This is a genomic window from Akkermansiaceae bacterium, from assembly GCA_019634595.1.
GTDB lineage: Bacteria > Verrucomicrobiota > Verrucomicrobiia > Verrucomicrobiales > Akkermansiaceae > Luteolibacter.
This window is the reverse complement of the sequence record JAHCBC010000004.1, coordinates 411,201-433,905: the sequence shown is the minus strand read 5'-3', so window position 1 is coordinate 433,905 and position 22,705 is coordinate 411,201. Positions and strand designations below refer to the sequence as shown.

The window sequence follows — 22,705 nt, the reverse complement described above, 5'->3', positions numbered from 1 at the left end:
CCATGCCAAGAGTCGGAGGAAAAGCAAAGACACGGAAGGCCGTTGCCAAGCGTTTCAAAGTGACTGGTACCGGGAAGATCATGCGTCGCAAGCAAGGTGCCCGCCACCTTCTGCAATGCAAGAACAGCAAGCGCAAACGCCGCCTTGGACAAGCCACCGAGCTTGCCGCTGCGGACTACCGCAATGTTCGTGAGAATCTTCCCTTCAGCCACTGAAGATACGAAGCAACGAAACTACGCCCCCGTCCGCGTTTCGGACGGCCTTCACGCAGCCTGATCCCGCGAGGGATACAAGAACAGTCGAGACTGCGGAAGGAAGAATAACAACGGTCTGTTCAAACTGAAAATAAGAAATGCCACGTGCCACCAACTCACCGGCCAGCCGCGCCCGCCGCAAGCGGACGCTGCTCCGTGCCAAGGGCTTCCGCGGATTCCGCTCGAAGCTCTTCCGTTACGCCAAGGACGCCGTCCGCAAGGCGATGACCTATGAGTATCGCGACCGCAAGCGCCGCAAAGGCCAGTTCCGCCGTCTCTGGACGCAACGGATCAATGCCGCTGTGCGCGCCGAGGGTCTGACCTACTCGCGCTTCATCGAAGGCCTGAAGGCTGCCGGTATCGAAGCTGACCGCAAGATCCTCTCGGACCTCGCGATCACGGATGCCGCCGCTTTCTCCGCCATCGTCGCGCAAGTGAAGAAGGCTCTGGAGGACAAAGCGTCCGCCGCGAAGAGCGCCTGATACTCCTGAACGAAACATTCAGCACCGCCGTCCGGTTCGTCCGGGCGGCGGTTTTTTCGTGAGGGAGGGGATATGCCGGCATTGAGCCAATGTGCTTCCCTCCTACATCCGCATTGACGGATCGGGGGGAATGCTCCAACGAAATGGAGCGGTTCCAGAGGTCCGCGCACCAGAATCATGGCAGCTACGAATGGTCCGGCCTCCATCGATGACGACGTCGATTTCAAATACTGGGCGTTCATCAGCTACAACCATCAGGATGAGGCATGGGCGACGTGGATCCACCGCTCGCTGGAGGGCTACCGGCTGCCACGCGGCGTGGCGGGATCGGATTTCAGGGGTGAAAAGGTGCCGAACCATCTGCGGCCGGTGTTCCGGGACCGGGACGAGCTGGCGGGTGGGGCGGACCTCGGCGGAAAGCTGAGGCGTTCGTTGCGGGATTCCCGCACGCTCATCGTCATCTGCTCCGAGAAGTCAGCCGCGAGCAAGTGGGTGAATGAGGAAGTCCGTTATTTCAAATCGCTCGGACGGGAAGACCGTGTCCTGTGCCTGATCGTTTCCGGAGAGCCCTACGCGGGTGAAGATCCGGGAAAGGGGTTGGGGGAGTGCTTTCCGCAGGCGATCCGCTTCCAGCTCGACGGGGAAGGCGGGATTTCCGCTGAACCGGCGGAGCCGCTTGCGGCGGATGTGAGACCGGGCAAGGACGGGAAGGCGCATGCATTCCTGAAGCTGGTGGCGGGGATCCTGGACATCGGCTTCGACCGGTTGAAGCAGCGCGAGGCCCGGCGGAGGAAGATGCGCCGCATCCAGTGGTATGTGGGCGGCGCGTGCGGGCTGGTATTTGGCACCGCAGGCTACCTGCTGTTGGCGGACCAGGGGGTGGGCCTGCCGGGGCGTGACAGTATCCAGCTGGAGCTGGACAAGCGGGAACTTTCAGTGATGCGGGCGGTGCCATCCGATGCGGAGGTCATGTCGGTGGCGAAGAGCCTGCGCCTGAATCTGGCGAACGCGATCCACCGGGCGAAGGAGGACAGCGGCTGGATCAGCCAGACGCTCCGTGAGGGGGAGGATGACGAGCTGCCGGATGACCCCTTCAGCCATTCTCAGGCCATGTTCGCGCTCTGCCGGATGCAGGAACGCGGGCCGTGGGGGAACGACCTGTTGCTGAAGTGCGCGCGGATGCCCTATGAACCGCAGCCGGGTGCAGCCATCTCCGGGTTTCAGGAATTCTACGCGCCGCCCGTACCGACGATGAAGCCGTTCGACAGTTGCGGTGCGTTCTGGTTCGTGAATCTGCTGGCGGCGTCCCACAGCAGGGATGGCCTCATGCCGGAAAGCATGAAACCTGCGGTGGAAAAGAATCTGCTGGAGGCCCAGCAGGTGCTGGAAGGCTATCGGGTGGAGTCCGGTGGCTGGTGGATGTTCCCGGGCAAGGACCAGACGGCTCCGCCGAATTCCTATTCCGCCTCGTTGGCCCTGCTATCCTTGCTGGAGTGCCGGAAGGCGGGCCTGCCATGGCTGGGCAGCATCGAAAAGCGGGACCAGCTGCTGGCGTCCACGGCGGCTTGGTTGCGGGACAATTTCCATGAAAGCGGCAAGGTGGCCGGATGGCGCGGCACCGGGGAGAACCGATACGAGGTTTTTGACGGACTCACCCTCCAGATCCACGCCACCCTGTTGCGTGCGAGGAATGAGGCGGGCATTCCCATCCCGGATCCCATCCTGCGCGCGATGGAGCGGCAGCTCATCGACTGCGTTTCCCGTAGTGCCGCCTTCCCGGTGGCGAGCGGCGAGTTTGAGAGTGACGTGATGATCGGCGGGCACAGCGTCCAGCGGAAGGAAGCCTACCGGTTCCTGTGGTATCCGTGGGCGCTGGTGGCGATGGACGGCTGGCTGAAGATGGAAAAGTCCGATCCGCGTCCGAAGGCGCAGGTCGTGCGGGTGCGCCGCGCCCGTGCACACCTCGTCACGGACATTGGCCCGGCGGTCGTGGAGTCCATCGAGGACAACTGGCTCTTCATCGCGGCGGAGACCCTCTACGGACTGTCCACCGTATCGGCGGAGTGAGGCCGGGTCAGGACTTCCGGGGATCGGTCCCGTAGGTTCCACCCTGTTCGGGCGATGGAAGGGCGGGTTTTGAATTTTCCGGCGCATCCTCGGCGAACCAACTGTTGTCCCTGAAGATGAAGGTGCCTGCCTCCGTACCGGAGCCGATGTTGATGTCCGTCTTCACCCCGGATCTCCGGAAGACGATGCGGTTGCCGCTGATGGTGACGTTGCGGCAGGGGACGAAGCCCTCCGCCTTCGTCTCCTGGAGGATGCGGAAGATCCATTTTTCCGGATGGATGATGGTATTGCCCGTGAAAGATCCGCCATCCACCCCGACGAATGCCGCGGCGCAGTCCCCGCCTTCGATCACGCAGTCACGGACCGTTATGTCCCTGGCTTCATGTTTCGCGCCGGACGGGCGGAAATAGGGCATGCCGGTGGAACCACCGACGTTCAGGGGCCGCTGCCCCGTGTTCGTGAACCGGCATTTCTCGATGATGATGGATGAGGAGCCTCCCTTTGTCTGGATGCCGGTGGCCTGGGTGAAGCCCTCCTTCCCCGTCATGGTGCACCCGGTGATGAGGGAGGCGTGGCAGCCAACCATGTCGATGGCTTGGCCGCCCCAGCCCTCGATCCGGCAGTTGCGGATGGTGACACCGGTGAGACCGGAAAGTTTGATCGCATCATGATTTCCGGCAGGACCGATATCGGTGATGCCCAGTCCTTCGAGGGTGATGCCCTTCACCGGACGCTCACGCTCACCTTCGTCGTCGATGTTGATCCCGTTCGACGACTGTCCGGTGATGGTCAGGTTCCGCAGGGTCAGTCCGCTGCATTGGCTGAAATGCCAGCCTTCATTTCCGCCACGGAATACAGGTGGCGAGGATGGATCGAGCGCCTCCACCGTCAGGTTCGGGATGTTCCTCACCTGGTAGCCGGACCCGTAGTCACCGGGGGCGATGCGGATCACGGTATTCTCCTTCAGGTTCGGGAGGGCGGCTTTCAGCTCATCCCTGCCATTGATCACCAGAGGCTCGCCGGCGGCGATGCAGGAAAAAACCAGGGTCGGCAGCAACGCGGCCAATGGGTGGATCTTCATGGGTTCCCGGGAATACGGAAACAGCGGCGTGAAAGTTGCACTCATGGTCTCCCGCCATCATCCCCGGAAAACCAAATCGGCAGATGACGCCGTGGGGGGAATCACCTGCCGATCTCTTTTTGGGGGGAAATTTGTCACCGTTCCGGTCGGGGGGAGTCCTTCGCGCTGACGGAAGAACCATGTCACGAAACCGGTCATCCGGATATCACGTGATCGCGTGACGGATCCGGCTTGATGGCTGATACATTCCGTCAGAGGCCGCTACGCTCGATGTGTTTCTGCACGGCAACCGGGATGTCGGTACAGATGGCATCCACACCGAGGCCCAGTCCCAGGAAGTAGTCCTCCAGCGTGTGACCCGGCCAGCCGGTGACGATGAAGCCCTGTTTCTGAGCATCCTTCACCGCGAGCCGGGTGGTGCCTTCCATCTTGCAGGCAACCCGCTTCGCGCCGATCTCCTTCGCAGCGAGCAGGATTTCCGGAGTGAGCGGACCTCCTTTGATGAACATGATCTCCGCCGCGGGATCGATCTTCTTCACGGCCTTCAGAGGGCGGGGATCGAAGGAGGTGAAAACATAGGTGCTGCCCTGCGGAACCTTTGCCGTGACCGCGGCATGGATCTTCTCCGCATACTCCGTGATCCGGCTGTCAGGATAGAGGCCGGCATTCCTGGTCTTCATCTCGAACTCGATGTACATCCCCGGCTTGTCGGAGAAGTATTTGAGGAAATCCGCCAGGAAGAGCATCGGTTCCCCCTGCTTGCGGCTGACGATCTTCCGCGCCTCCTCCGCGGTGAGATGCTCGACCGGCCCCTCGCCCTGGTGGGTGCGCTGCAGGGAATCGTCATGGAGGATGACCAGCTCCCCGTCCTTGGTCATGCGGATGTCCAGCTCACAGCCGCGGATGCCGGCCTCATAGCTGCCGCGGAAGGCGGAGAGGGTGTTTTCCTCGAACTCGAACGCGCCGCCACGGTGGGCGAAGTGGAAAGGCCTGGCCTTCTCCTCCGCGCTGGCCGTGTGGAGGAGGGAAACGGCGAGCAGGATCGGGGAAAGGAGTTTGATGGGGTTCATGGAAAGCGGGTTGTGGACAAGCAAGACGGGATGGACGGCACCTGTCAATCCACCCCATGTGAACGAATCGTCCATGAACGGAAAAAGGGCCGTCCGGAGATCATCCGGACGGCCCGCATTTCCAAAGGTGGAAATGGAATCCGTTCAGAACTTCCAGCGGTAGCCTGCTTCCGCGGCCCAGGTGTTATCCAGGTCGTAGTTATCCGCATCGTCGAAGCGGATATAGCGTCCACCGGTGTAGATCTCGGAGTTGGCTCCCACCCGGAAGTTCACCCCGGCGAAAGCCTGCGCAGTGAAGACCGTGTCGTGGTCGTGGCCCACACCGGCGACCTTGAGATCGGTGAAGGAAGCACCCGCACCGACACCGAAGTAGAGGCCGATCCAGTCATTGAGCGCTTTCTCGAACTGCACGTTGAGGGTCACCGGGATGATCTCCAGGTCGGAGTCAATGCCACCGACACCCAGCGGGATGCGGGATTCATTGTCATCCTCCACGAAGCCGCCCTCCAGATAGAAACTGGTGGCGAATCCGAGCGGACTCCACGGGGATTTCGCTCCGACATTCAGCGCGTACATGGGTTCGTCGTATTCGAAGAGATAGCTCACGGAGCCACCCACGAACCATTGCCACATCGGGGACTGTTCGACCGGGGCGGGTTGGTAAGGTTGATAGGGTTGGCTCGGTTCGCCAGCGGATGCCGGAATGACGGTGAGGGCCAGAGCGGATACGGTAATGGGTAGGATCAACTTGTTCATGGTAAGGGACTTGATCGCATCGCAATCGCGCCCGTCTAACGCAAATAATGCTTATAAATAGCTCTATGAAGGTGAATTATGAAACAATGCGCAAAATTAAGGCTTTTGTTGGTGCGATTTGCCATAGTATCCAGACCTTGAGAGAGTTAAGCTGGAAAATGGATGTAACCGAAAATGGAAATGGCGGACCCTCTTGAAAAGGTCCGCCATCGATTTCGTGTCTCCGGGTAACGTGGGTTTTACGAACCGGAGCGGCGTAATCCGGTCTTCGCCGAGGAAAATTCCCGTCTTTCCAGAACCGCTTCATCATTCACCGGGATGAGGTGGAAGATACTGCGATCCTCCAGCATCTTTTCGATGCGCACCATCTCCATTGGCAGCTTGCGCACCCCGTCCCGGCAGTTCGCGGCCGCCGTACGGAGGATGTGTCCTTTGAGTGCACGGGACTGCTCGTCAGGAGTCAGTTCCAGGTCGGTGAGGAAGTGGATATGGTTCATGGTCGTCTGATGATGGGATTCAGAACCCGGCCTGCGCTCTCTGGAACCAGGCGATGGTGGCGATGATGATGGCAGCGGCCATCCAGCCCAGTAGTTCCATGGCGCGATCTCGGATCATTGTGGAGATCCCCATCGCAAGGCATGGGCCAAGGATGATATTCAGACGCAATCCATTGTCATCCAATGATTCGCTTGGAGTCGGGTCTGAAGCGGCGTGCTCCGCTCCGCTGCAACCTGTGCGCTCCCCGTTGCAGAACGCACAGCACGATGGCCGCGTCAATGCGTTGGCATCGGCCCGGCATCCGCCAATTCGTCGCGGGAGAACTCCCGGCGGATGCGTTCACGCTCGCGGTCGATCTGCTCCGGCGTGGCGCCGAAGCTCTCGAGGATGTTTTCGGTCATGGAGAGCGCCACCTCACCCTCGCCGGTGAAGACGCTGTCCGCACCTACGGCGGCAAGTGCCTCCGCCTCACGCAGGTAAGCGGTGCGGGCGATCACGCGGATCTTGGGATTGAGACGGCGGGCCTCGCGGATGAGTTCCTTGGCGGCCTGCACGCTGGATGCGCTGAGGATGAGGATCTGCGCCTCATCCGCGCCTGCGGTCTTGAGCGTTTCCGCATGGCCGGCGTCTCCATACACCGCCGCGATGCCCTCCGTCCTGAGACGTTGCACGGTATCCACGTTCATCTCCACCACCACCGGGGAGAAGCCGTTGTCGTTCAGCAGGCGCACCACGGTCTGTCCGACCGGTCCGTAGCCGACGACGATGGCCTTGCGAAGCGAGTCATGCTCCGGATCGAACTTGGGCTTCTTGCCGACGGCGGGATTCCGGTTCAGCATCGCCCAAAGCTTCGGGTTCTTTGCCAAGGCGCGCTCGATGGGATCCACCGTGCGGTAAAGGATGGGGGCCAGCGTGATGGAGATGATGGCGGTCGCCACCAGGACGTTGAACGCCCGGTCATCGATCAGACCATACATCATGGCCATGGTGCCGACGATGAAGGAAAATTCGCCGATCTGGGCCAGCACCGCGCCCACCGCCAGCGCGGTGCGCGACGGATAGCGCAGCAGCACGGTGATGACGATGGCGGCCACCGGCTTGCCAACCATGACGATGGCGACGGTCGCCAGCACCATCCACGGGCTCTGGACGAGGATGTGATAGTCGAAAAGCATGCCGACCGAGACGAAGAAAAGGACCGCGAAGGCATCCTTCATCGGCAGCGCGTCGGTGGCGGCGCGGCTGCTGAAGTCGGAACGCCCCACCACCATGCCGGCGAGGAACGCACCCAGTTCCATGGAGACCCCGAAAAGCTTGGCGGAACCCACGGCGATGCCCAGCGCCAGCACCAGCACGCCCAGGGTGAAAAGCTCCCGGGAGCGCGTGCGCGCGATGAGCGTCAGGATCCGTGGCACGGCCCAGCCACCGACGAAGAAGACAACGGCGACCAGGGCTACGATTTTCACCGTTGTCCAGACCAGCGCCATGGCCACGGCCCCGGCACTCAGCTCCGCCCCGGCCTCACCGCCGAAGATGGCGGGGATGAGTACCAGCACGAACACCGTGAAAATATCCTCCACCACCAGCCAGCCGATCGCCACATGGCCGATGGGGGTGTGCAGGTGGTTGTTATCGACCAGGATGCGGGTGAGGACCACCGTACTGGCCACCGCGATGGCCATGCCGAAGACCGCGCCCTGCGTCCACGTCATGCCCCACGCGTGCATGATGAACATGCTCAGCAGGGTGGCGGCCGCGCTCTGTACGACCGCACCGGGAATGGCGATCCGCTTCACCGCCAGCAGTTCCTTGAAGTGGAAATGGAGGCCCACCCCGAACATCAGCAGGATCACACCGATCTCCGCCAACTGCTTCGCCATCCCTTCGTTCGCCACGAAACCGGGGGTGTGCGGACTCACCACGATGCCTGCCAGCAGATAGCCGACGATGGGGGAAAGCCCGATGCGGTGGGAAAGATAACCGAGGAGCAATGCGGCGCCCAGGCCTCCTGTGATCGTCAGGATCAGGTCGAGATTGTGGATCGCCGCGCCGAGGAAGCTGGAGGCGGAAATGAGATTTGAAATGAGGGCGACATCGTGCATCTCCGCCCCCCGTAAATCAATTTTCGGGGATTTTCCAACATTTTCCGACCTGTTTTATCTAACTGTTAGATCGGGGGAGGCTTGATGGTGTTGGGTTATGGAGCGGCATGGCTATTCAGATGCCGGTCGCGTGCATCCGTGCCGCCGCTTTGCCGGAGTTTGATCGGGTTTCCGTCCGGATCGTGGAAATGGAGCGAAACACCCGTTGGGGTAGGTCTCCGGATCGACGGTCAACCCCGATGTCCGCGGAGAGGAGCTTGGGCGGCCATCGCATCCGGATCCGCGACGCGGAAATTGATCCTCCATGCCTTTCCGGGCGCACCGAAGTCACCATCGGGAGGCTCACCGCCGAAAACGGCCGGGCCTTCATCCTGCCACCAGGAAGGAGCCTTCTCCGTAGAACCGGAGAAAGCGGACGAGGCCTCTCAGGGAAACCACTCCCGCGGATCCAGCCCATAGTAGTCCATCAGTTCCTGATAGAGTTCAGGCCGCTTTTCGGAAAGCTGCCGGGGTTTCTCGAAGAACGTCTCCGTGGCCACCGCGAAGAATTCCGCGGGGTTGGTGGCTCCATAGGCATCGATCACGGTTCTCCTGCCACGTTCGGTGAGTTCCAGAAAGTCGGCGTAGTTCTCGGAAAAAACACGCGCCCATGAGCGGTAGGCCGCGCGGCTGCCCAGACCGGGCGCGCCATCGGTGGGACCGTCCTCGTGGTCGAGCTGGTGGGCGAATTCATGGAAGGTGACGTTGCTCCCATCATGGATGTCGCGCGCACCTTGCTCGATGGAATCCCATGACAGGACGATGGTGCCGGTTTCCCATGATTCTCCCAGGCGGTGGACGCGTCCTTCCGTGACCACACCCATGGCGTCCACGCTTTTGTGGATGGAACTGAAGGTGCTGGGGTAGAGATAGACCGTCCGTAGGCCGGGGTAGGGGACGCCGTCGCGGTGGATGACCAGCAGGCAGGCCTGCGCCGCCACGGTCAGGATCATGTCATCCGTGACATCCAGCCCGTTGCAACCCTCGAAACGCACGGACTCCACGAAACGGGCGATCCGTTCGTGAAGCCGCTGCCTCAGCTCCTCCGGCAGCCGCTTGTAAAGCGGGACGTTCCCCTCAAGCACGGCGATCCACTCGTCCTCGAACACGGGTTCCGCCCCGCCACCGAAGAGTTGCTGCAGTTTCTCCAGAATCATGGCCGCACGCTAGCGGATGCCGCCACCGGAGAAAGTCCAACTTTCCGCCCGCAGTGTGTCCTTGTGCGCCGCCGCCGTTCGTCGAGCTTATGAAACCAACCTCCACAAGACCATGAGCACCACCACCGCCCCGAACACCGTCGTTCTCCACCGCGTCCTCCGCGCCACACCGGACCGCATCTTCCGTGCCTTCACTGATCCGGACGCGAAGGTGAAATGGCTTCCTCCGCACGGCTTCGTCGGAAAGATCCACCATCTGGACCTGAAGGTGGGCGGCACCTACCGCATGTCCTTCAGGAACTTCAGCACCGGCAGTGAGCATCATTTCGGTGGCACCTACCTGGAGATCGTTCCCGGAGAGAGGCTGGTGTATTCCGACCGTTTCGAGGATCCGAACCTGCCGGGCGAGATGAAGAACACCATCCTCATCAGGCCCGTTTCGTGCGGCACGGAGGTCCACATCACCCAGGAGGGCATCCCGGAGATGATCCCGGTGGACGGCTGCTACCTCGGCTGGCAGGAATCGCTCACCTTGCTGGCGCAACTGGTGGAGGCGGAGATCCCGGACGAGGGCTGAGCCGCGTTGGCTCACCGGATCGTCACCGGCGTTCCTTTTCCGACGAGGGAGTGGAACTTCGCCGCGTCCCAGTTGGAAAGGCGGATGCAGCCGTGGCTGCCCGCCCGCCCGATGGTGTCCGGTACGGGCGTGCCATGGATGCCGATTCCCGGGCGGTTCAGGCCCGCCCACAGGATGCCGACCGGGTTGTTCGGCCCGGGCGGCAGGTTGAAGAAGTTCTCCGTGCGTTCCCCGCGCTTCAACACCCCTTCATCATACCGGTACCATGGCCACGGCACGGAGCCGGTGATACGCCATTCGCCGGCAGGCGCCGGGTGTTCCGTCGAGCCGGGGGTGATGGGAAAGGCGGCGATCAGGCGGCTTCCTTCCCGCACCTCCAGCATTTTCTCCCGTAGATCCACCAGAACCCGGCGGGAGGAGGCGGTGCCGGAGGACGGGGCAGGATAGGTGGACGGAAAGGCGTCGAAGCGGAAGGGACGCGCCACCGCTGGCACCGTCACTGTGGTGCCGGGTGGGATGCTGTTGAGGTCCACGCCCGGGTTCAGCGTGCGGAGGAACTTCTGCGTGGTGTGGAAGCGTTCCGACAACAGCTCGATGAGCGTGGTGTAGGGCATCTTCGGCTGCTTCGCCTGGTCCTCAGGCTCATCCGCCATCGTGCCCAGCGCGGAGAGGTCCTTCTCCGTGATGGTGTAGCTGGATAGCGTGGTGATGTTCGAAATGTCCGGCCGCCAGTCCGGGGACAGCCCGTTCGCCTGCTGGTAGCGGGCCAGTGCCTTGCCCGTGAACTCACCGGAGCGTCCATCCACCACGCCCGGGCCGAAGCCTTTCGCATCGAGGAAGATCTGCGTCCTCAGCGTGTCCTCCTTGGCGATCGATCCGGAAGGGGACGGCGCACCGGGGCGACCGCCTCCGGGCAGCATCGAGCAACTGGCGAGCAGCACCGGTAACGTGGCACAGAGGAGGACGGTGGCTTGTCGGGAAAGGCGTTGCATGCCCGCAATGTGGCGAGGGAACCGCCGACCGCCACCGGTTTGTGGAGAAGGCTTACTCCTTGAAATCCGTATCCGCCTTCTCCAGATCCAGTTCCTTGATCCAGGCGTTGCGGTAGCGGACGTCGTGGCCTTCGCACTGGAGTTTGAGGCCGCCGGGGGTGTCGGTGATGCCCTTGCCTCCGTCGTTGCCGCCATCGATGCCGGAGCGGGGACCGCCCCACACCTGGTTGATGGTCTGGTTCGAGTGGACCTTCTTGCCGTTGAAATACATGGTCACCATCGCCGGTTCCACGCGCTTGCCGTCCTGGAAGCGTGCGGCGCGGAAAACGATGTCATAGCTGTTCCATTTTCCGAGGCCGTGGTAGATGTCGTAGGGGGACTCGGTCTCGTTGATGACCGCACCGAGGCCGTGCTTGGTCTTGTCACCGTCCTTGATCTGGATCTCGTAGCGGTTCTGGAGATAGACGCCGCTGTTGCCGCCGGGCTTCATGACGCAGAATTCGATGTGCAGCCGGAAGTCGCGGTATTCCTTCTTCGTCACGATGTCCGCCGCGCCATACTTGCCACCGGCAGCGGCGGGATCATCCGTCTGCAGCGCGTGCTTCCCGGCATCGACCGGATCTTCCACGATCTTCCACTTGATCGGCATGGAGGACTTGAAGCCCGGTCCCTCCCAGTAGATCCACTTGTCCTCAAGCGTCTTCTGCGTGCCGTCGATGATGACTTCCGCGCCCTCGATGGGCTTTGCTCCCACACCGACTTCCGCGTGGAGGATGGGAGCGAACAACAGGGAAAGGAGAAGGGCTTTTTTCATGATGCAGCCATTACGGACCGAACCACGGGATTCCATCAAGACAATCCTCCGGCTGCCTCGGGGAGCCGGGAAAAAGGGAAGAAATCAAACCGCAGATGAACGCGGATGGACACAGATTGAAGAATCCCATCTCAATCCTCTTCTTATCTGCGTTCATCCGCGTTCATCTGTGGTTGAAAAAACTCTGTGAGAGGAGGTGCCTCCGCTCCCAGAGGTATCTCACCTCCTGAAATACCTCACGATCGCAGCCACAAGGCCGGGGATGTCGTGTGGGGTGGCTTCGAAGGCGGGCTTCATGTCCTTTTTCCGCAGTGTGTCGCTGGTGACGGGGCCGATGCTTCCGGCGACGCAGCCGTCCGGCCAGGCGATGCCAAGGTCGAAGAAATGATCCACAGTGGAGCTGGAGGTGAAGGTGATGAGATCCGCGCCTTCTTCCTCGATGCGGGCGCGGGCACCGGTGGGATCCTCGGTTTCCGGCACCGTCTTGTAGGCGATGCATTCATCGACGATCGCGCCGAGTTCCTCCAGCCCCTTGCCGACCACGTCACGGGTCTCAGCGGCTTTCACCCACAGCATGGTCAGGTTCTCCACGGACTCCTTCTTGAATGCCTCGATCAGCCCTTCCGCGACGAAGCGCTCCGGGATCAGATCGACGGCAAAGCGGTATTCGCGGATCTTCGCGGCGGTGCCAGCACCGATGGCGGCGATGCGCGGGTTGCCGAGGCTGCGGGCGTCTTCGAAGGTGGCGAAGAAGGCATCGAAAAACCGCTCCACGCCGTTCGGGCTGGTGAAGACGAGCCAGTCGTATTCATGGGCATGGGTGACCATTTCGGCGAAGCCGAGGCGGTCGTCCGGATGCTCGATGCGGATGGTGGGAAGCTCGATCACATCCGCGCCCAGGTCCGCCAGCGACTTGCTGAGTTCACCGGCCTGCTCGCGGGTGCGGGTGACGACGATCTTTTTCCCGAACAGCGGGCGTTTCTCGAACCAGTTGATCTTTGACCGCTCCTTCACCACATCCCCGATCACGGCGACGGCAGGGGAGGAAAAGTTCGCGGCCTCCGCGATGTCGGCAATGTCCGCGAGGGTGCCCTCGATGGTGGACTGGGAGCCGGTGGTTGCCCAGCGGGTGAGGGCGATGGGGGTTTCCGGAGCCGCCCCGTGTTCGATGAAGGATGAGGTGATCTCCCGCAGGCGGGCCACGCCCATCAGGAACACCTTCGTTCCCGGGGTCTTCGCAAGCTGGGCGTAGTCAACGGAAGTGTAGCCCTTCGTCGGGTCCTCGTGGCCGGTGAAGATGGTGAGCTGCGTGTTGTGGTCGCGGTGGGTGACGGGGATGCCCGCGTAGGCCGGACCGGCGATGGCGGAGCTGATGCCGGGGACGATCTCAAACGCCACACCGGCGGCGGCAAGTTCGGCTGCTTCCTCACCGCCGCGGCCGAAGATCATCGGGTCGCCGCCCTTCAGCCTTACGACGTTCTTACCCTCCTTGGTCTTCTCGACGATGATGCCGTTGATCTGGTCCTGTGGCACGGCGTGGTCCTTCGCACGTTTGCCTACGTAGATCTTCTCGCATCCCGCCTTTGTCCAGCGGAGGAGCTGGGGACTGCTGAGGGCGTCATAGACCAGCACGTCCGCGGATTCGATGAGCTCCTTTGCCCGGAGGGTGACAAGGCCAAGGTCGCCGGGGCCGGCGCCTACGAGATAACAGGTTCCGGATTTGCTCATGAGAGGGAGTTGAAGAGTTGTGCCGCGAGGGCGATGGGGTTGTCCGCCGGGCCGGTGATGCCGCCGGTTTTCGGCTCGCCGCCCGCATCGGGGAAGACGCGCGCCTTGAGTGTGAGCTGGCCGTTCTCCAGCTTGGAGAAAACACCGACGGGGGTATGGCAGCCGCCGTCCAGCAGGCGGAGGAACTCCCGCTCCGCAGCGATGCGGGTCATCGTCTCCGGATGGTTGATGCCTTCGCAGAAAATGCGGCTGGGTGCATCCGTGGCGCGGATTTCCAGTGCGATGGCACCTTGGCCCGCGGCGGGATAGAACTCGTCCTCCGGCAGACGGACGGCGTGCAGGCCGGGGATGCCGATGACGGTCTCACTGTTCGGCAGGAGGGGTTCCTGTTGGAGGTAGCCCAGCCGCAGCAGGCCGGCCTCCGCGAGCAGGATGGCGTCATAGAGCCGTTCGGTGGCGGCCTTCTTCAGGCGGGTGGGGACGTTGCCACGGAGATCGACGATCTCCAGGTCCGGCCGCAGCCACTGGATTTGCTTCGCGCGGCGCACGCTGCTGGTGCCCACGCGGCCATTCAGCGGGATGGCGTCCAGTCCGCCGGGCTTCCGGCTCACCAGCACGTCACGGATGGGCGCGCGCTCGAGCACGGCGGCGATGGTGAACCGGTCTTCCAGCACGGTGGGCATGTCCTTCAGGCTGTGCACGGCCACATCCACGTCGCCGCGGTCCAGCGCTTCCTCCAGTTCCTTGATGAAGACGCCCTTGTCAAAGGTGCCCTCCGCCTTCGCCACCTCGCTCAGGGAAAGGTCGGTGCGGCGGTCGCCGGTGGTGCGGATCACCTCGCGGCGCAGGGACAGTCCCTGGAAGGCTTCCGCCAGCAGTTGCTCGGTGGTCGTGGCCTGCACGAGCGCCAGTTCGCTGCCGCGGGTGCCGATGATGAGGGTGTGGTCAGGGGAGTGGTCACTCATTTCAGGTGCCTGGGAGATTGAGTTTGTTGAGTTCCGCTTCGATGATGCGTTCGCATTCCTCGATCTGGCGGCGGCGGCGCACGCGTGCTTCTTCCGCCAGTTGTTCGAGCGTGTCGATGTCGTAAAGATAGACTTCCTCGATTTCACCGACGGAAGGCTCGATGTCCCGCGGGACGGCGATGTCGATGAAGAAGAGGGGGCGGAACTTCCGCGCGCGGCGGATCTTCTCCACATCCGCCCGGTGGATGATGGCATGGGGCGCGCCGGTGGAGGAGATGACCACGTCCACATCCGCCAGCACGCGGTGCCAGTCGTCAAAGCGGACCGCGCGGCCCCCCATCTCCATGGCCAGTTCTTCCGCCCGTTCGTAGGAGCGGTTCGTCACGAAGATCGAGCGCGCGCCGCGCGAAACGAGCGCCTGTGCGGTGAGGCGGCTCATTTCCCCAGCGCCCAGGATCATGACCTGGCTGTCCTGCAGGTGGCCGAAGATTTTCTCCGCCAGATCCACGGCGACATTCCCGATGGAGGTCGAGCCTTCCTGGATGGAGGTCTGGGTGCGGACTTTCTTTCCGATGCCGAAGGCGCGCTGGAAGACCCGGTTGAGGATGCCGCCGGTGGTGCCGGCCTTCAGCGCGGCATCATAGGACTGCTTCACCTGGCCGAAGATTTCCGTCTCACCGAGAACCATGGAGTCCAGGCCGCTGACGACGTGGCAGAGGTGCTTCACCGCATCGTGCTTCTCCAGGCGGTAGAAATGGGTGAGATCGTCCGGAGCGAGGTTCTGCCGGGTGGCCAGTCCGGCCTCCAGCCGCTGGAGGGCGGTCCGTCCGCTGTCCGCCGCGACGTAGAACTCTGTGCGGTTGCAGGTGGAGATCACGACTCCTTCCGCGACCTGCGCGATGCGGGTCAACTCGTCGGCCGCCTCGCCCAGCTTGGTCGTGCCCACGGCGAAGCGTTCACGCACCTCTACGGGGGCGGTCCGGTGATTCAGTCCCAGGCAGGCGAGTTCCATCAGACGAATGCGAATACCAGCAGTGACATGACGAACAATACCACCGACGCGGAGGAAATCCTTCGTCCTGTCAGCCCGCGCACCCTTTTCATTACCAACAGGGCGGCATACGCGCCCCAGACCGCGAGCGCCACGATGAAATGGGCGTTCAACCCCTTGTGGGGCATGAGCAGCCCGGCGATGATGCCGATGGTCAACAGTCCGAGTCCCAGCCAGAGCAGGCGCTCCACGGACACCAGCAACTCCCTCACCGGAGGCAGGTTCCTGAACAGCCCGCCCTTCAGGTGCTGTTCCTTCAACTGGCGGTCCAGCACCAGGAACATGATCCCAGCCACTGCGGCCAGCGCGAACGCCCCGTAGCTGAGGACGGAGGTGGCGGAGTGCGTCTCCCCCCAGGCGGTCGTGTTCAGCACACGGGTGGGGGAGGGATGGAGCATGCCGGGGATCAGGGCGATGCTCTGGAAAATGACCACCACGGGCGCGGTGAAGACCCCCAGCAGGGAGATCCGGTAGGCAGGTCCGACGAGGATGTAGAAAAGCGTGAGGGACCAGGACAGGTAGGCCAGACGCTCACCCCAGTCCCCCAGCGGGCAGGCACCGCGCATCTGCCCGCGGAGTGAAAGGAACCCGAGTTGGAAAAGGAACGCCCCGATCATCCACAGCACCGTCCACCGGTTCCGGTCGCCATGCCGGACTGACACAATGCCCCACACCCCGCCCGCCAATGCGAGAAGGGTGGCGGCCAGCAGCATCCAGCGCTCCATGCCCTTTCCATGGCTCCCGCCTCCCGCTTGTGCAAGTCCGAAGGTTCCGGGGAGAAAGTTGTGCAACTTTCTTTGACGACCTCCGTATAGGGAGCTACTTTGGTGACGGTCCCCGGATCTCCGGGCCTCCCAACCAACAAAATATAAATAATACCATGAAACTGAAACTCTGGATTCCAGCCCTCGCGCTGCCGCTCCTTTTCGCCTCCTGTGAGAAAAAAGCCGAACTGAGCGAAGAAGCGAAGGCCGCTGTCGAAGAAACCAAGGAAGCCGCCGACAAGGCGGTGGACGCGGCGAAGGACACCGCTGAGAAGGCCGCCGAAGCGACCAAGGAAGCAGGCAGCGACGCGGTCGATGCTGCCAAGGAAGCCGCTGACAAGGCTGTCGATGCCACCAAGGAAGCTGCCGACAAGGCTGTCGAAGCGACCAAGGAAGCCGCCGCCAAGGTGGAGGAAGCCGTCAGCCCGCCACCGGCACCACCAGCTCCCGAGCCTGCCCCTGAGCCGGCACCAGCTCCCGAGCCTGCCCCTGAGCCGGCACCAGCTCCCGAGCCGGCCCCCGTTCCAGCTCCTGCTCCCCAATAGTAGGACCCGGGCCGAATGAATCTGCCGCCGTTCCCTCGTGGGACGGCGGCTTTTTCGTGAACGGCCCCACGCATGCTCCCTGAATGGAAAAAAGCCCGGAAGGAGTGATCCCGCCGGGCTTTCGTTGAATGAGGTGGGTGAACCTTACTTCGCCTTGTCCAGGATCGAGTTCCAATGCTCCAGGTTGTCCTTCTGGGACTCGAACAGGGAGGTGGTGTCGTCGTGGATGGTGACGCCGGTGATCTTGTCGCCCACGCCGTTGAACTTGCAGCCGCGCTCGCCGGTGTTGTTCTTGCCGGTGATCTTGCCGACCACGTCCATGCCGTTGGTCACCTGGCCGAAGACGGAGTGGCGGTTGTCCAGGAACGGGGTGGGGGTGGTGGTGATGAAGAACTGGGAGCCGTTGGTCCCTGGTCCTGCGTTCGCCATGGAGAACACGCCCGGCGCGCGGTGGCGCAGTTCCGGGTGGAACTCATCGCCGAACTTGTAGCCCGGGCCGCCGCGGCCGCTTTCGGTCGGGTCGCCACCCTGGAGCATGAAGCCCTCGATCACGCGGTGGAAGGCCACGTTGTCATAGTAGCCCCGCTTGCCGAGGTTCAGGAAATTGGAAACGGTCATCGGTGCCTTCGAGCCGTAGAGGGTGGCGTCGATGTCACCGGCGGTCGTGTGGAGCGTGATTTTGATGTCAGACATGCCGCAGGCTGAACGCCGGATGGCGGTGGATCAACCTGATTTAAAGCGGGTGGCGGACGCCGTTCCATCCGCCTGTTAGAAGTGGGTATCCGCCATGCGGAAGAAATCTGAAATTCTTTTCATTTTCCGGTTGTCAAAACCGTGGGGTGCCTCTTAGTTTCGCGGCCCGCCCGCGAGGGCAGGAAAGGTAAGGCCCAATAGCTCAGTTGGTAGAGCAGTAGATTGAAAATTTACGTGTCCTTGGTTCGAATCCGAGTTGGGCCACCACCTTAACCTCCAGCAGGTTGCTGAGGTCAATGCAGAGAAGAGAGGCTGCATCGGAAACAAGGCTGGCTGGCCTGTTCCATCGTTCTTTCCCGTCATTCCGCAGGTGGATCGTTTTTTCGATTTCCGGGCCGGGGGATGACGGTCATACTCTGCCCCCGGAACGTGGCGCAGATCCCCAATGAGACAGTTCAGAAGGTGCTGGATTCGACGGACATCGTCGATCTGATCAATTCCTATATCCCGCTCAAGCGGATGGGATCGGCGTTCAAGGCGAACTGCCCGTTCCACCATGAAAAGACGCCGTCATTCACCGTCAGCCCCACGCGGCAGAGCTTCCATTGCTTCGGCTGTGGCAAGCATGGCAGCGCCATCGGCTTCGTGATGGAGTATGAAAACCTGCCTTTCCTGGACGCCCTCAAGAAACTGGCGGGGAAGGCGAACGTGCCCATCGTGGAGACGTTCGATCCGCAGGCGGATGCGGACCGCCGGTCAAAGGGACGGCTGATGGACCTGCACCGGGAGGCGGCGGCGTTCATGCACGAGCGGCTGCTGACCGATCCGGAGGCACAACATGCGCGCGCCTACATGAAGTCCCGGGGCTTCGGAAAGGAAATGGCGGTGCGTTGGCAGGTGGGCTGGATGCCGCGTGACAGCAGGGTTTTCAAGGAGTGGGTGAAGGCGCGGAAATACACCGGCCAGGAACTGGTCGCGGCGGGCCTCGCCGGGTTGAAGGACGAAGAAAACCCGCGGGCGGGCCTCTACATCCGCTTCACGGACCGGCTCATGTTCCCGATCTGCAATGAGATCGGCGACGTGATCGGTTTCAGCGGGCGGAAGCTGCGCGAGGACCAGCAGGGGGGGAAGTACCAGAACTCCCCGGAGACGGCCATTTTCAAGAAATCCAGCGTCCTGTTCGCGCTGGACCGGGCGAAGAAATCCATCCTGAAGGAAAAATTCGCGGTGCTCTGCGAAGGTCAGCTCGACACGATCTGCTGCCATGAGGCGGGCATCGACAATGCCATCGCCACCCAGGGAACCGCCCTCACCACGCAGCACGCGCGGATCCTGAAACGCTACATCAGCAACGTGGTGCTCTGCTATGACGCGGACGGCGCGGGCATCGAGGCCTCGGAAAAGGCGTTCAAAGAACTGGTGGCCGCCGGCATGGGCGCGAAGGTGGTGGAGATGCCACCGGGGGATGATCCGGACTCCTACATCAAGGCCCATGGTGCGGATGCTTTCCGGAAGCTGATCACGGAGGCGAAGGACTTTTTCGATTCCAAGCTGGGCCGGGCGAAATCACAGGGAACGCTGGACACGGCGGCGCAGAGGACGGCGGTCACGAACCAGAGCGTGGAGGCTCTGGCAGCCATGAGCGACCACGCCGCACGGGACCACCAGATCAACGTGGTGGCGACGCATCTGGGTATCTCCGCGGCAGCGCTGCGGGAGTCCATTGCCCGGGTGAAGAAGTTCCCGAAAAGGGAAGGTCTCCAGAAGGAAGCGGACAAGCCGGTCACGGTGGCCACGCCGCTCCACAGCATCGTCAGCGCGCTCTGCCATCTGGCGCTGTCCTCCGGGATGGCGCAGCATTTCCTGGCGGAGCAGTTCGAGACGCTGCATGAGGCGGACCGCTGGGTGGAGGGCATCCCGCTGCTGGAACGCATCCTCGCCTCAGCGCCGGATCCCGCATCACCGTCCGCATTGAACACCTTCATGCTGGGCCTGCCGGAGCCGGACCGGTTTGCATTGGCGAAAGAGGCAAGCCGCTGGGAGGCGGGGGATGAGAATGGCATCCAGAGCGCGGAGCATGCGCTGACCGCCCTTTCCTCCATCGTGATCCAGAAGCGCGATGCTGCGGTGAAAGCGGCGATGCGCGAGCCGGGGCTGTCCGCGGAGCGGCTGACCCAGCTTCTGGAGGAAGCGAAGGAAATCAGCGCCCTGATGAAGGGCATCCAGAGGTTCGAGTTCGACGACCAGCTCGCGGCATCCACCTACAAGCCGAAGGAACCGGCCTGGAAGAAGAAGTGGGAGAAGAAGGAAGGGTAGTGGGTGGGTAGCGAATCTCGTGAGAGATTCGGCGTGGTGGACGGCAACTGACGGAGAGGCATCGCTTGGACCTGTTGGAGCGCGGACTTCAGTCCGCCCCAGAGAATCGATCCATGCGAAGCCAAGCGGACTGAAATCCGCGCTCCGTAGAGTCTCGCAGCCAGAAGTCTCACGACTTCGGCCACCCCGTGAAAATCACTTCTTCTTCGCCTGGTTCAACGCCTGGGAGAACCAGTCGTTGCCCGGGGCGCTGTTGGGGCGGAAGTTGCCGTTGCCACCACCACCGCCGCCTTGCTGGCGCGGACGGTTGCCGCCGGGACGGGAATCCCGGTCACCGCCGTCCGAGCGGCGGCCGCCCTCCATGTCCGGCTTCGACTTCATGGAAAGGGCGATGCGGTTGCGCTTCAGGTCCACCTCCATGACGGTGATCTGAACCTTCTGTCCGACCTTCACGACTTCGGACGCGTCACGGACGAAATGATCCGCGAGCTGGGAAACGTGGACGAGTCCGTCCTGGTGGACGCCCACATCCACGAAGGCACCGAAGGCAGTCACGTTGGTGACGATGCCGGGGAGCTTCATGCCCACCTGCAGGTCGGAAGGTTTTTCCACACCATCCGTAAAAGAGAATAGCTCGAACTGCTTCCGCGGGTCGCGGCCCGGCTTGGCCAGCTCGTTGAGAATGTCCTGGAGCGTCGGCAGACCCACTTCCTCGCTGACATATTTCTTGAGGTCGATCTTCTTGCGGGCAGCCTCGTTGGTGAGCAGTTCGACCACCTCGCATCCTGCTTCCGCAGCCATGCGCTCCACCAGCGGGTAGCGTTCCGGGTGGACGGCGGAGGAATCGAGCGGGTGCTCGCCACCACGCACGCGGAGGAATCCCGCCGCTTGCTCAAAGGCTTTCTCACCAAGGCGCGGCACCTTCTTCAGTTGCTCACGGGAGGTGAAGGCACCGTTCTCATTCCGGAAGGCGACGATGTTCTCCGCCAGGGACGCATTGAGGCCGGAGACATAGGAGAGCAGCTTCTTGGAAGCCGTGTTGATCTCCACGCCCACGGCGTTCACGCAGGAAATGACGGTATCATCGAGCGAGGCGTTGAGCTGGCGCTGGTCCACGTCGTGCTGGTATTGGCCGACGCCGATGGATTTCGGGTCGATCTTCACCAGCTCCGCCAGCGGGTCCATCAGGCGGCGGCCGATGGAGACGGCCCCGCGCACGGTGACGTCCTCGTTCGGGAACTCCTCCCGCGCCACATCGGATGCGGAGTAAATGGAAGCACCGCTCTCATTCACGATGATGATCGGCTGGGTGACCTTCAGCTTTTTCACGAAGGCCTCGGCCTCGCGGCTGGCGGTGCCGTTGCCGATGGCGATGGCCTCGACGTCGTATTTCTTCAGCAGCGTGACCAGCTCGTTGGCGGCCTCGTAGAGCTGGTGGTTGGAGCCCGCGGTGCAGTGGAGCACGGTGTGATGCAGGAGCTTTCCGGAGCGGTCCAGTACGACGGTCTTGCAGCCGGTGCGGAAGCCGGGGTCGATGGCGAGCAGTCGCTTTTCTCCGAGAGCGGAGGCCAGTAGCAGCTCGCGGAGGTTTTCTGCGAAGACGGCGATGGCGGTTTCATCCGCGCGCTTTTTGGCGAGCAGGCGGGCTTCCGTTTCCATGGACGGCATGAGCAGGCGCTTGCAGCCATCCTCGACGGCCTGGGCGACGTTCTTCGAGCCTTCGCCGGAGCCTTTCACCCAATCCGGGAGCGCCTGGGCGGACACACGGTCCAGTGGAACCTCCACACGCATGAGGAGGAAGCCCTCCTTCTCGCCACGACGGATGGCCAGCATCCGGTGGGACGGGATGGCCTTGAACGGCTCCGACCACTCGAAGTAGTCGCGGAACTTCTGGGCGTCCGCCTCCTCTTCCTTTCCATACATGATCTTGGAGGAAACGGTGGCCTCCTCTTCGTAGATCTTACGCACGCGGCCACGGAGGGCGGCGTCATCCGCCACCCGCTCCGCGATGATGTCGCGGGCACCGGCCAGCGCATCGGCCGCGGTGGGGACTTCCTTCTCCGCATCGACGAACTTCGCGGCCTCTTCGGCGGGATCGGCGGACTGGTTTTCCAGCAGCCAGTCGGCGAGCGGGGTCAGGCCGCGCTCGATGGCCTTGGTGGCGCGGGTCTGGCGCTTCGGGCGGAAGGGGGCGAAGATGTCCTCCACACTGGTGAGGGTGGTGGCGGCGTTGAGCTTCTTTTTCAGCTCGTCCGTCAGCAGGTTGCGCTCCTCCAGGGACTTCAGGACGGCGGTGCGGCGGCTGTCCAGTTCCGCCAGTTGCAGCATGCGGTCGCGGATGGTGGTGATCTGGACCTCGTCCAGAGAGCCGGTCTGCTCCTTCCGGTAGCGGGAGATGAAAGGGACGGTGCCGCCTTCGGCGATGAGCTTCGAGGTGGCGGTGACGGAGGAAAGTGAGATGCCCGTTTCGCGGGCGATGGTTTCGAGGTGGGTCATGGGACGGAGAGGAAAATGAGGCCTCCCGCCGGGGTGGGGCAAGCGAAAGGCGGCGTGCGGAAAATTCAGGTCCCACAGGGGATTTCCAGCTTGCCAAAGGGGGCGGAGCGGATGGATGGCCACTGGGACCGCGGGATTCATCCCGCCCCGGAGAATCCAGCCTTTGCGAAACCAAGCGGGATGAATCCCGGGTCCCAGTCCGGACACATCTCGCCGCAAGACGCGGATTTCATTGCCAGTCATAGGCTTTCCGGATAG

Annotated in this window: 20 protein-coding genes and 1 tRNA gene; 7 read left to right on the top strand and 14 right to left on the bottom strand. The window is 62.6% G+C overall.

Features of this window, described 5'->3' with window-relative positions; translation table 11 throughout:
• Positions 1-2: 2 nt before the first annotated feature.
• From rpmI to KF712_17025, 3 genes are all read left to right on the top strand, one after another.
• Positions 3-215, top strand: a complete 213-nt coding sequence (gene rpmI / locus KF712_17035) for a 50S ribosomal protein L35 (protein MBX3742692.1) — start codon at positions 3-5, stop codon at positions 213-215.
• A gap of 137 nt (positions 216-352) precedes the next feature.
• Positions 353-736, top strand: coding sequence for a 50S ribosomal protein L20 (gene rplT, locus KF712_17030; protein ID MBX3742691.1), 384 nt, complete (start codon positions 353-355; stop codon positions 734-736).
• A gap of 177 nt (positions 737-913) precedes the next feature.
• Positions 914-2,803, top strand: coding sequence for a toll/interleukin-1 receptor domain-containing protein (locus KF712_17025; GenBank protein MBX3742690.1), 1,890 nt, complete (start codon positions 914-916; stop codon positions 2,801-2,803).
• A gap of 7 nt (positions 2,804-2,810) precedes the next feature.
• Here the strand turns inward: KF712_17025 and KF712_17020 are convergent, their stop codons facing one another.
• From KF712_17020 to KF712_16995, 6 genes are all read right to left on the bottom strand, one after another.
• A complete protein-coding gene (locus tag KF712_17020) occupies positions 2,811-3,884 on the bottom strand; it encodes a right-handed parallel beta-helix repeat-containing protein (protein ID MBX3742689.1) in 1,074 nt (357 codons plus the stop codon).
• A gap of 251 nt (positions 3,885-4,135) precedes the next feature.
• The gene (locus tag KF712_17015; GenBank protein ID MBX3742688.1) at positions 4,136-4,954 is read right to left on the bottom strand and encodes a glycerophosphodiester phosphodiesterase; all 819 of its coding nucleotides are present in this window, start codon (positions 4,952-4,954) and stop codon (positions 4,136-4,138) included.
• Between the two features lie 144 nt (positions 4,955-5,098).
• Complete coding sequence (locus KF712_17010; protein MBX3742687.1) at positions 5,099-5,710, bottom strand: outer membrane beta-barrel protein; 612 nt, start codon at positions 5,708-5,710, stop codon at positions 5,099-5,101.
• A gap of 239 nt (positions 5,711-5,949) precedes the next feature.
• Positions 5,950-6,207, bottom strand: a complete 258-nt coding sequence (locus KF712_17005; protein MBX3742686.1) for a hypothetical protein — start codon at positions 6,205-6,207, stop codon at positions 5,950-5,952.
• 276 nt (positions 6,208-6,483) lie between these two features.
• A complete protein-coding gene (locus tag KF712_17000; GenBank protein MBX3742685.1) occupies positions 6,484-8,310 on the bottom strand; it encodes a cation:proton antiporter in 1,827 nt (608 codons plus the stop codon).
• 425 nt (positions 8,311-8,735) lie between these two features.
• Positions 8,736-9,506, bottom strand: a complete 771-nt coding sequence (locus KF712_16995; protein MBX3742684.1) for a zinc-dependent peptidase — start codon at positions 9,504-9,506, stop codon at positions 8,736-8,738.
• 112 nt (positions 9,507-9,618) lie between these two features.
• Between KF712_16995 and KF712_16990 the strand changes: the two genes are divergently transcribed.
• Positions 9,619-10,083 carry an SRPBCC family protein gene (locus tag KF712_16990; GenBank protein MBX3742683.1) on the top strand — a complete coding sequence of 155 codons (465 nt, stop codon included), beginning with the start codon at positions 9,619-9,621 and terminating at the stop codon, positions 10,081-10,083.
• Between the two features lie 11 nt (positions 10,084-10,094).
• Here the strand turns inward: KF712_16990 and KF712_16985 are convergent, their stop codons facing one another.
• The 6 genes from KF712_16985 to ccsA all read right to left on the bottom strand — a co-directional run bounded on the left by KF712_16985 (position 10,095) and on the right by ccsA (position 16,358).
• On the bottom strand, positions 10,095-11,075 hold the full coding sequence (locus tag KF712_16985) for a murein L,D-transpeptidase (GenBank protein ID MBX3742682.1): 981 nt from the start codon (positions 11,073-11,075) through the stop codon (positions 10,095-10,097).
• Between the two features lie 52 nt (positions 11,076-11,127).
• The gene (locus KF712_16980; GenBank protein MBX3742681.1) at positions 11,128-11,889 is read right to left on the bottom strand and encodes a DUF1080 domain-containing protein; all 762 of its coding nucleotides are present in this window, start codon (positions 11,887-11,889) and stop codon (positions 11,128-11,130) included.
• A 219-nt stretch (positions 11,890-12,108) separates the two neighbouring features.
• Positions 12,109-13,617 (bottom strand): uroporphyrinogen-III C-methyltransferase, encoded by a 1,509-nt coding sequence (gene cobA, locus KF712_16975; protein ID MBX3742680.1) that lies wholly within the window; start codon positions 13,615-13,617, stop codon positions 12,109-12,111.
• A complete protein-coding gene (gene hemC, locus KF712_16970; GenBank protein MBX3742679.1) occupies positions 13,614-14,582 on the bottom strand; it encodes a hydroxymethylbilane synthase in 969 nt (322 codons plus the stop codon). Before hemC ends, cobA begins: the two co-directional genes overlap by 4 nt.
• A gap of 1 nt (position 14,583) precedes the next feature.
• Entirely contained in the window at positions 14,584-15,594 is a 1,011-nt protein-coding gene (gene hemA, locus KF712_16965; protein MBX3742678.1) for a glutamyl-tRNA reductase, read from the bottom strand.
• The gene (gene ccsA / locus KF712_16960) at positions 15,594-16,358 is read right to left on the bottom strand and encodes a cytochrome c biogenesis protein CcsA (GenBank protein ID MBX3742677.1); all 765 of its coding nucleotides are present in this window, start codon (positions 16,356-16,358) and stop codon (positions 15,594-15,596) included. Before ccsA ends, hemA begins: the two co-directional genes overlap by 1 nt.
• Before the next feature lie 155 nt (positions 16,359-16,513).
• On the opposite strand from ccsA, the gene KF712_16955 reads away from it, so the two are divergent.
• Entirely contained in the window at positions 16,514-16,942 is a 429-nt protein-coding gene (locus tag KF712_16955) for a hypothetical protein (protein ID MBX3742676.1), read from the top strand.
• A 144-nt stretch (positions 16,943-17,086) separates the two neighbouring features.
• Here the strand turns inward: KF712_16955 and KF712_16950 are convergent, their stop codons facing one another.
• Positions 17,087-17,635 (bottom strand): peptidylprolyl isomerase, encoded by a 549-nt coding sequence (locus KF712_16950; protein ID MBX3742675.1) that lies wholly within the window; start codon positions 17,633-17,635, stop codon positions 17,087-17,089.
• Between the two features lie 191 nt (positions 17,636-17,826).
• On the opposite strand from KF712_16950, the gene KF712_16945 reads away from it, so the two are divergent.
• Positions 17,827-17,902 (top strand) — tRNA-Phe (locus KF712_16945).
• Between the two features lie 135 nt (positions 17,903-18,037).
• Positions 18,038-19,951 carry a DNA primase gene (gene dnaG, locus KF712_16940; protein MBX3742674.1) on the top strand — a complete coding sequence of 638 codons (1,914 nt, stop codon included), beginning with the start codon at positions 18,038-18,040 and terminating at the stop codon, positions 19,949-19,951.
• Between the two features lie 195 nt (positions 19,952-20,146).
• On the opposite strand, the gene KF712_16935 is transcribed toward dnaG, so the two are convergent.
• Complete coding sequence (locus KF712_16935) at positions 20,147-22,447, bottom strand: RNA-binding transcriptional accessory protein (protein ID MBX3742673.1); 2,301 nt, start codon at positions 22,445-22,447, stop codon at positions 20,147-20,149.
• Positions 22,448-22,705: the final 258 nt, after the last annotated feature.

What these genes read in the sequence shown, in the direction of transcription:
- KF712_16980 (MBX3742681.1), bottom strand. Translation starts at nt 11,889, where the DNA reads ATGAAAAAAGCCCTTCTCCTTTCCCTGTTGTTCGCTCCCATCCTCCAC.
- KF712_16990 (MBX3742683.1), top strand. Translation starts at nt 9,619, where the DNA reads ATGAGCACCACCACCGCCCCGAACACCGTCGTTCTCCACCGCGTCCTC.
- hemA (MBX3742678.1), bottom strand. Translation starts at nt 15,594, where the DNA reads ATGGAACTCGCCTGCCTGGGACTGAATCACCGGACCGCCCCCGTAGAG.
- dnaG (MBX3742674.1), top strand. Translation starts at nt 18,038, where the DNA reads ATGACGGTCATACTCTGCCCCCGGAACGTGGCGCAGATCCCCAATGAG.
- cobA (MBX3742680.1), bottom strand. Translation starts at nt 13,617, where the DNA reads ATGAGCAAATCCGGAACCTGTTATCTCGTAGGCGCCGGCCCCGGCGAC.
- KF712_17000 (MBX3742685.1), bottom strand. Translation starts at nt 8,310, where the DNA reads ATGCACGATGTCGCCCTCATTTCAAATCTCATTTCCGCCTCCAGCTTC.
- KF712_17025 (MBX3742690.1), top strand. Translation starts at nt 914, where the DNA reads ATGGCAGCTACGAATGGTCCGGCCTCCATCGATGACGACGTCGATTTC.
- KF712_17005 (MBX3742686.1), bottom strand. Translation starts at nt 6,207, where the DNA reads ATGAACCATATCCACTTCCTCACCGACCTGGAACTGACTCCTGACGAG.
- KF712_16995 (MBX3742684.1), bottom strand. Translation starts at nt 9,506, where the DNA reads ATGATTCTGGAGAAACTGCAGCAACTCTTCGGTGGCGGGGCGGAACCC.
- ccsA (MBX3742677.1), bottom strand. Translation starts at nt 16,358, where the DNA reads ATGGAGCGCTGGATGCTGCTGGCCGCCACCCTTCTCGCATTGGCGGGC.
- KF712_17010 (MBX3742687.1), bottom strand. Translation starts at nt 5,710, where the DNA reads ATGAACAAGTTGATCCTACCCATTACCGTATCCGCTCTGGCCCTCACC.
- rplT (MBX3742691.1), top strand. Translation starts at nt 353, where the DNA reads ATGCCACGTGCCACCAACTCACCGGCCAGCCGCGCCCGCCGCAAGCGG.
- KF712_16935 (MBX3742673.1), bottom strand. Translation starts at nt 22,447, where the DNA reads ATGACCCACCTCGAAACCATCGCCCGCGAAACGGGCATCTCACTTTCC.
- KF712_17015 (MBX3742688.1), bottom strand. Translation starts at nt 4,954, where the DNA reads ATGAACCCCATCAAACTCCTTTCCCCGATCCTGCTCGCCGTTTCCCTC.
- KF712_16955 (MBX3742676.1), top strand. Translation starts at nt 16,514, where the DNA reads ATGAAACTGAAACTCTGGATTCCAGCCCTCGCGCTGCCGCTCCTTTTC.
- KF712_16950 (MBX3742675.1), bottom strand. Translation starts at nt 17,635, where the DNA reads ATGTCTGACATCAAAATCACGCTCCACACGACCGCCGGTGACATCGAC.
- hemC (MBX3742679.1), bottom strand. Translation starts at nt 14,582, where the DNA reads ATGAGTGACCACTCCCCTGACCACACCCTCATCATCGGCACCCGCGGC.
- rpmI (MBX3742692.1), top strand. Translation starts at nt 3, where the DNA reads ATGCCAAGAGTCGGAGGAAAAGCAAAGACACGGAAGGCCGTTGCCAAG.
- KF712_16985 (MBX3742682.1), bottom strand. Translation starts at nt 11,075, where the DNA reads ATGCAACGCCTTTCCCGACAAGCCACCGTCCTCCTCTGTGCCACGTTA.
- KF712_17020 (MBX3742689.1), bottom strand. Translation starts at nt 3,884, where the DNA reads ATGAAGATCCACCCATTGGCCGCGTTGCTGCCGACCCTGGTTTTTTCC.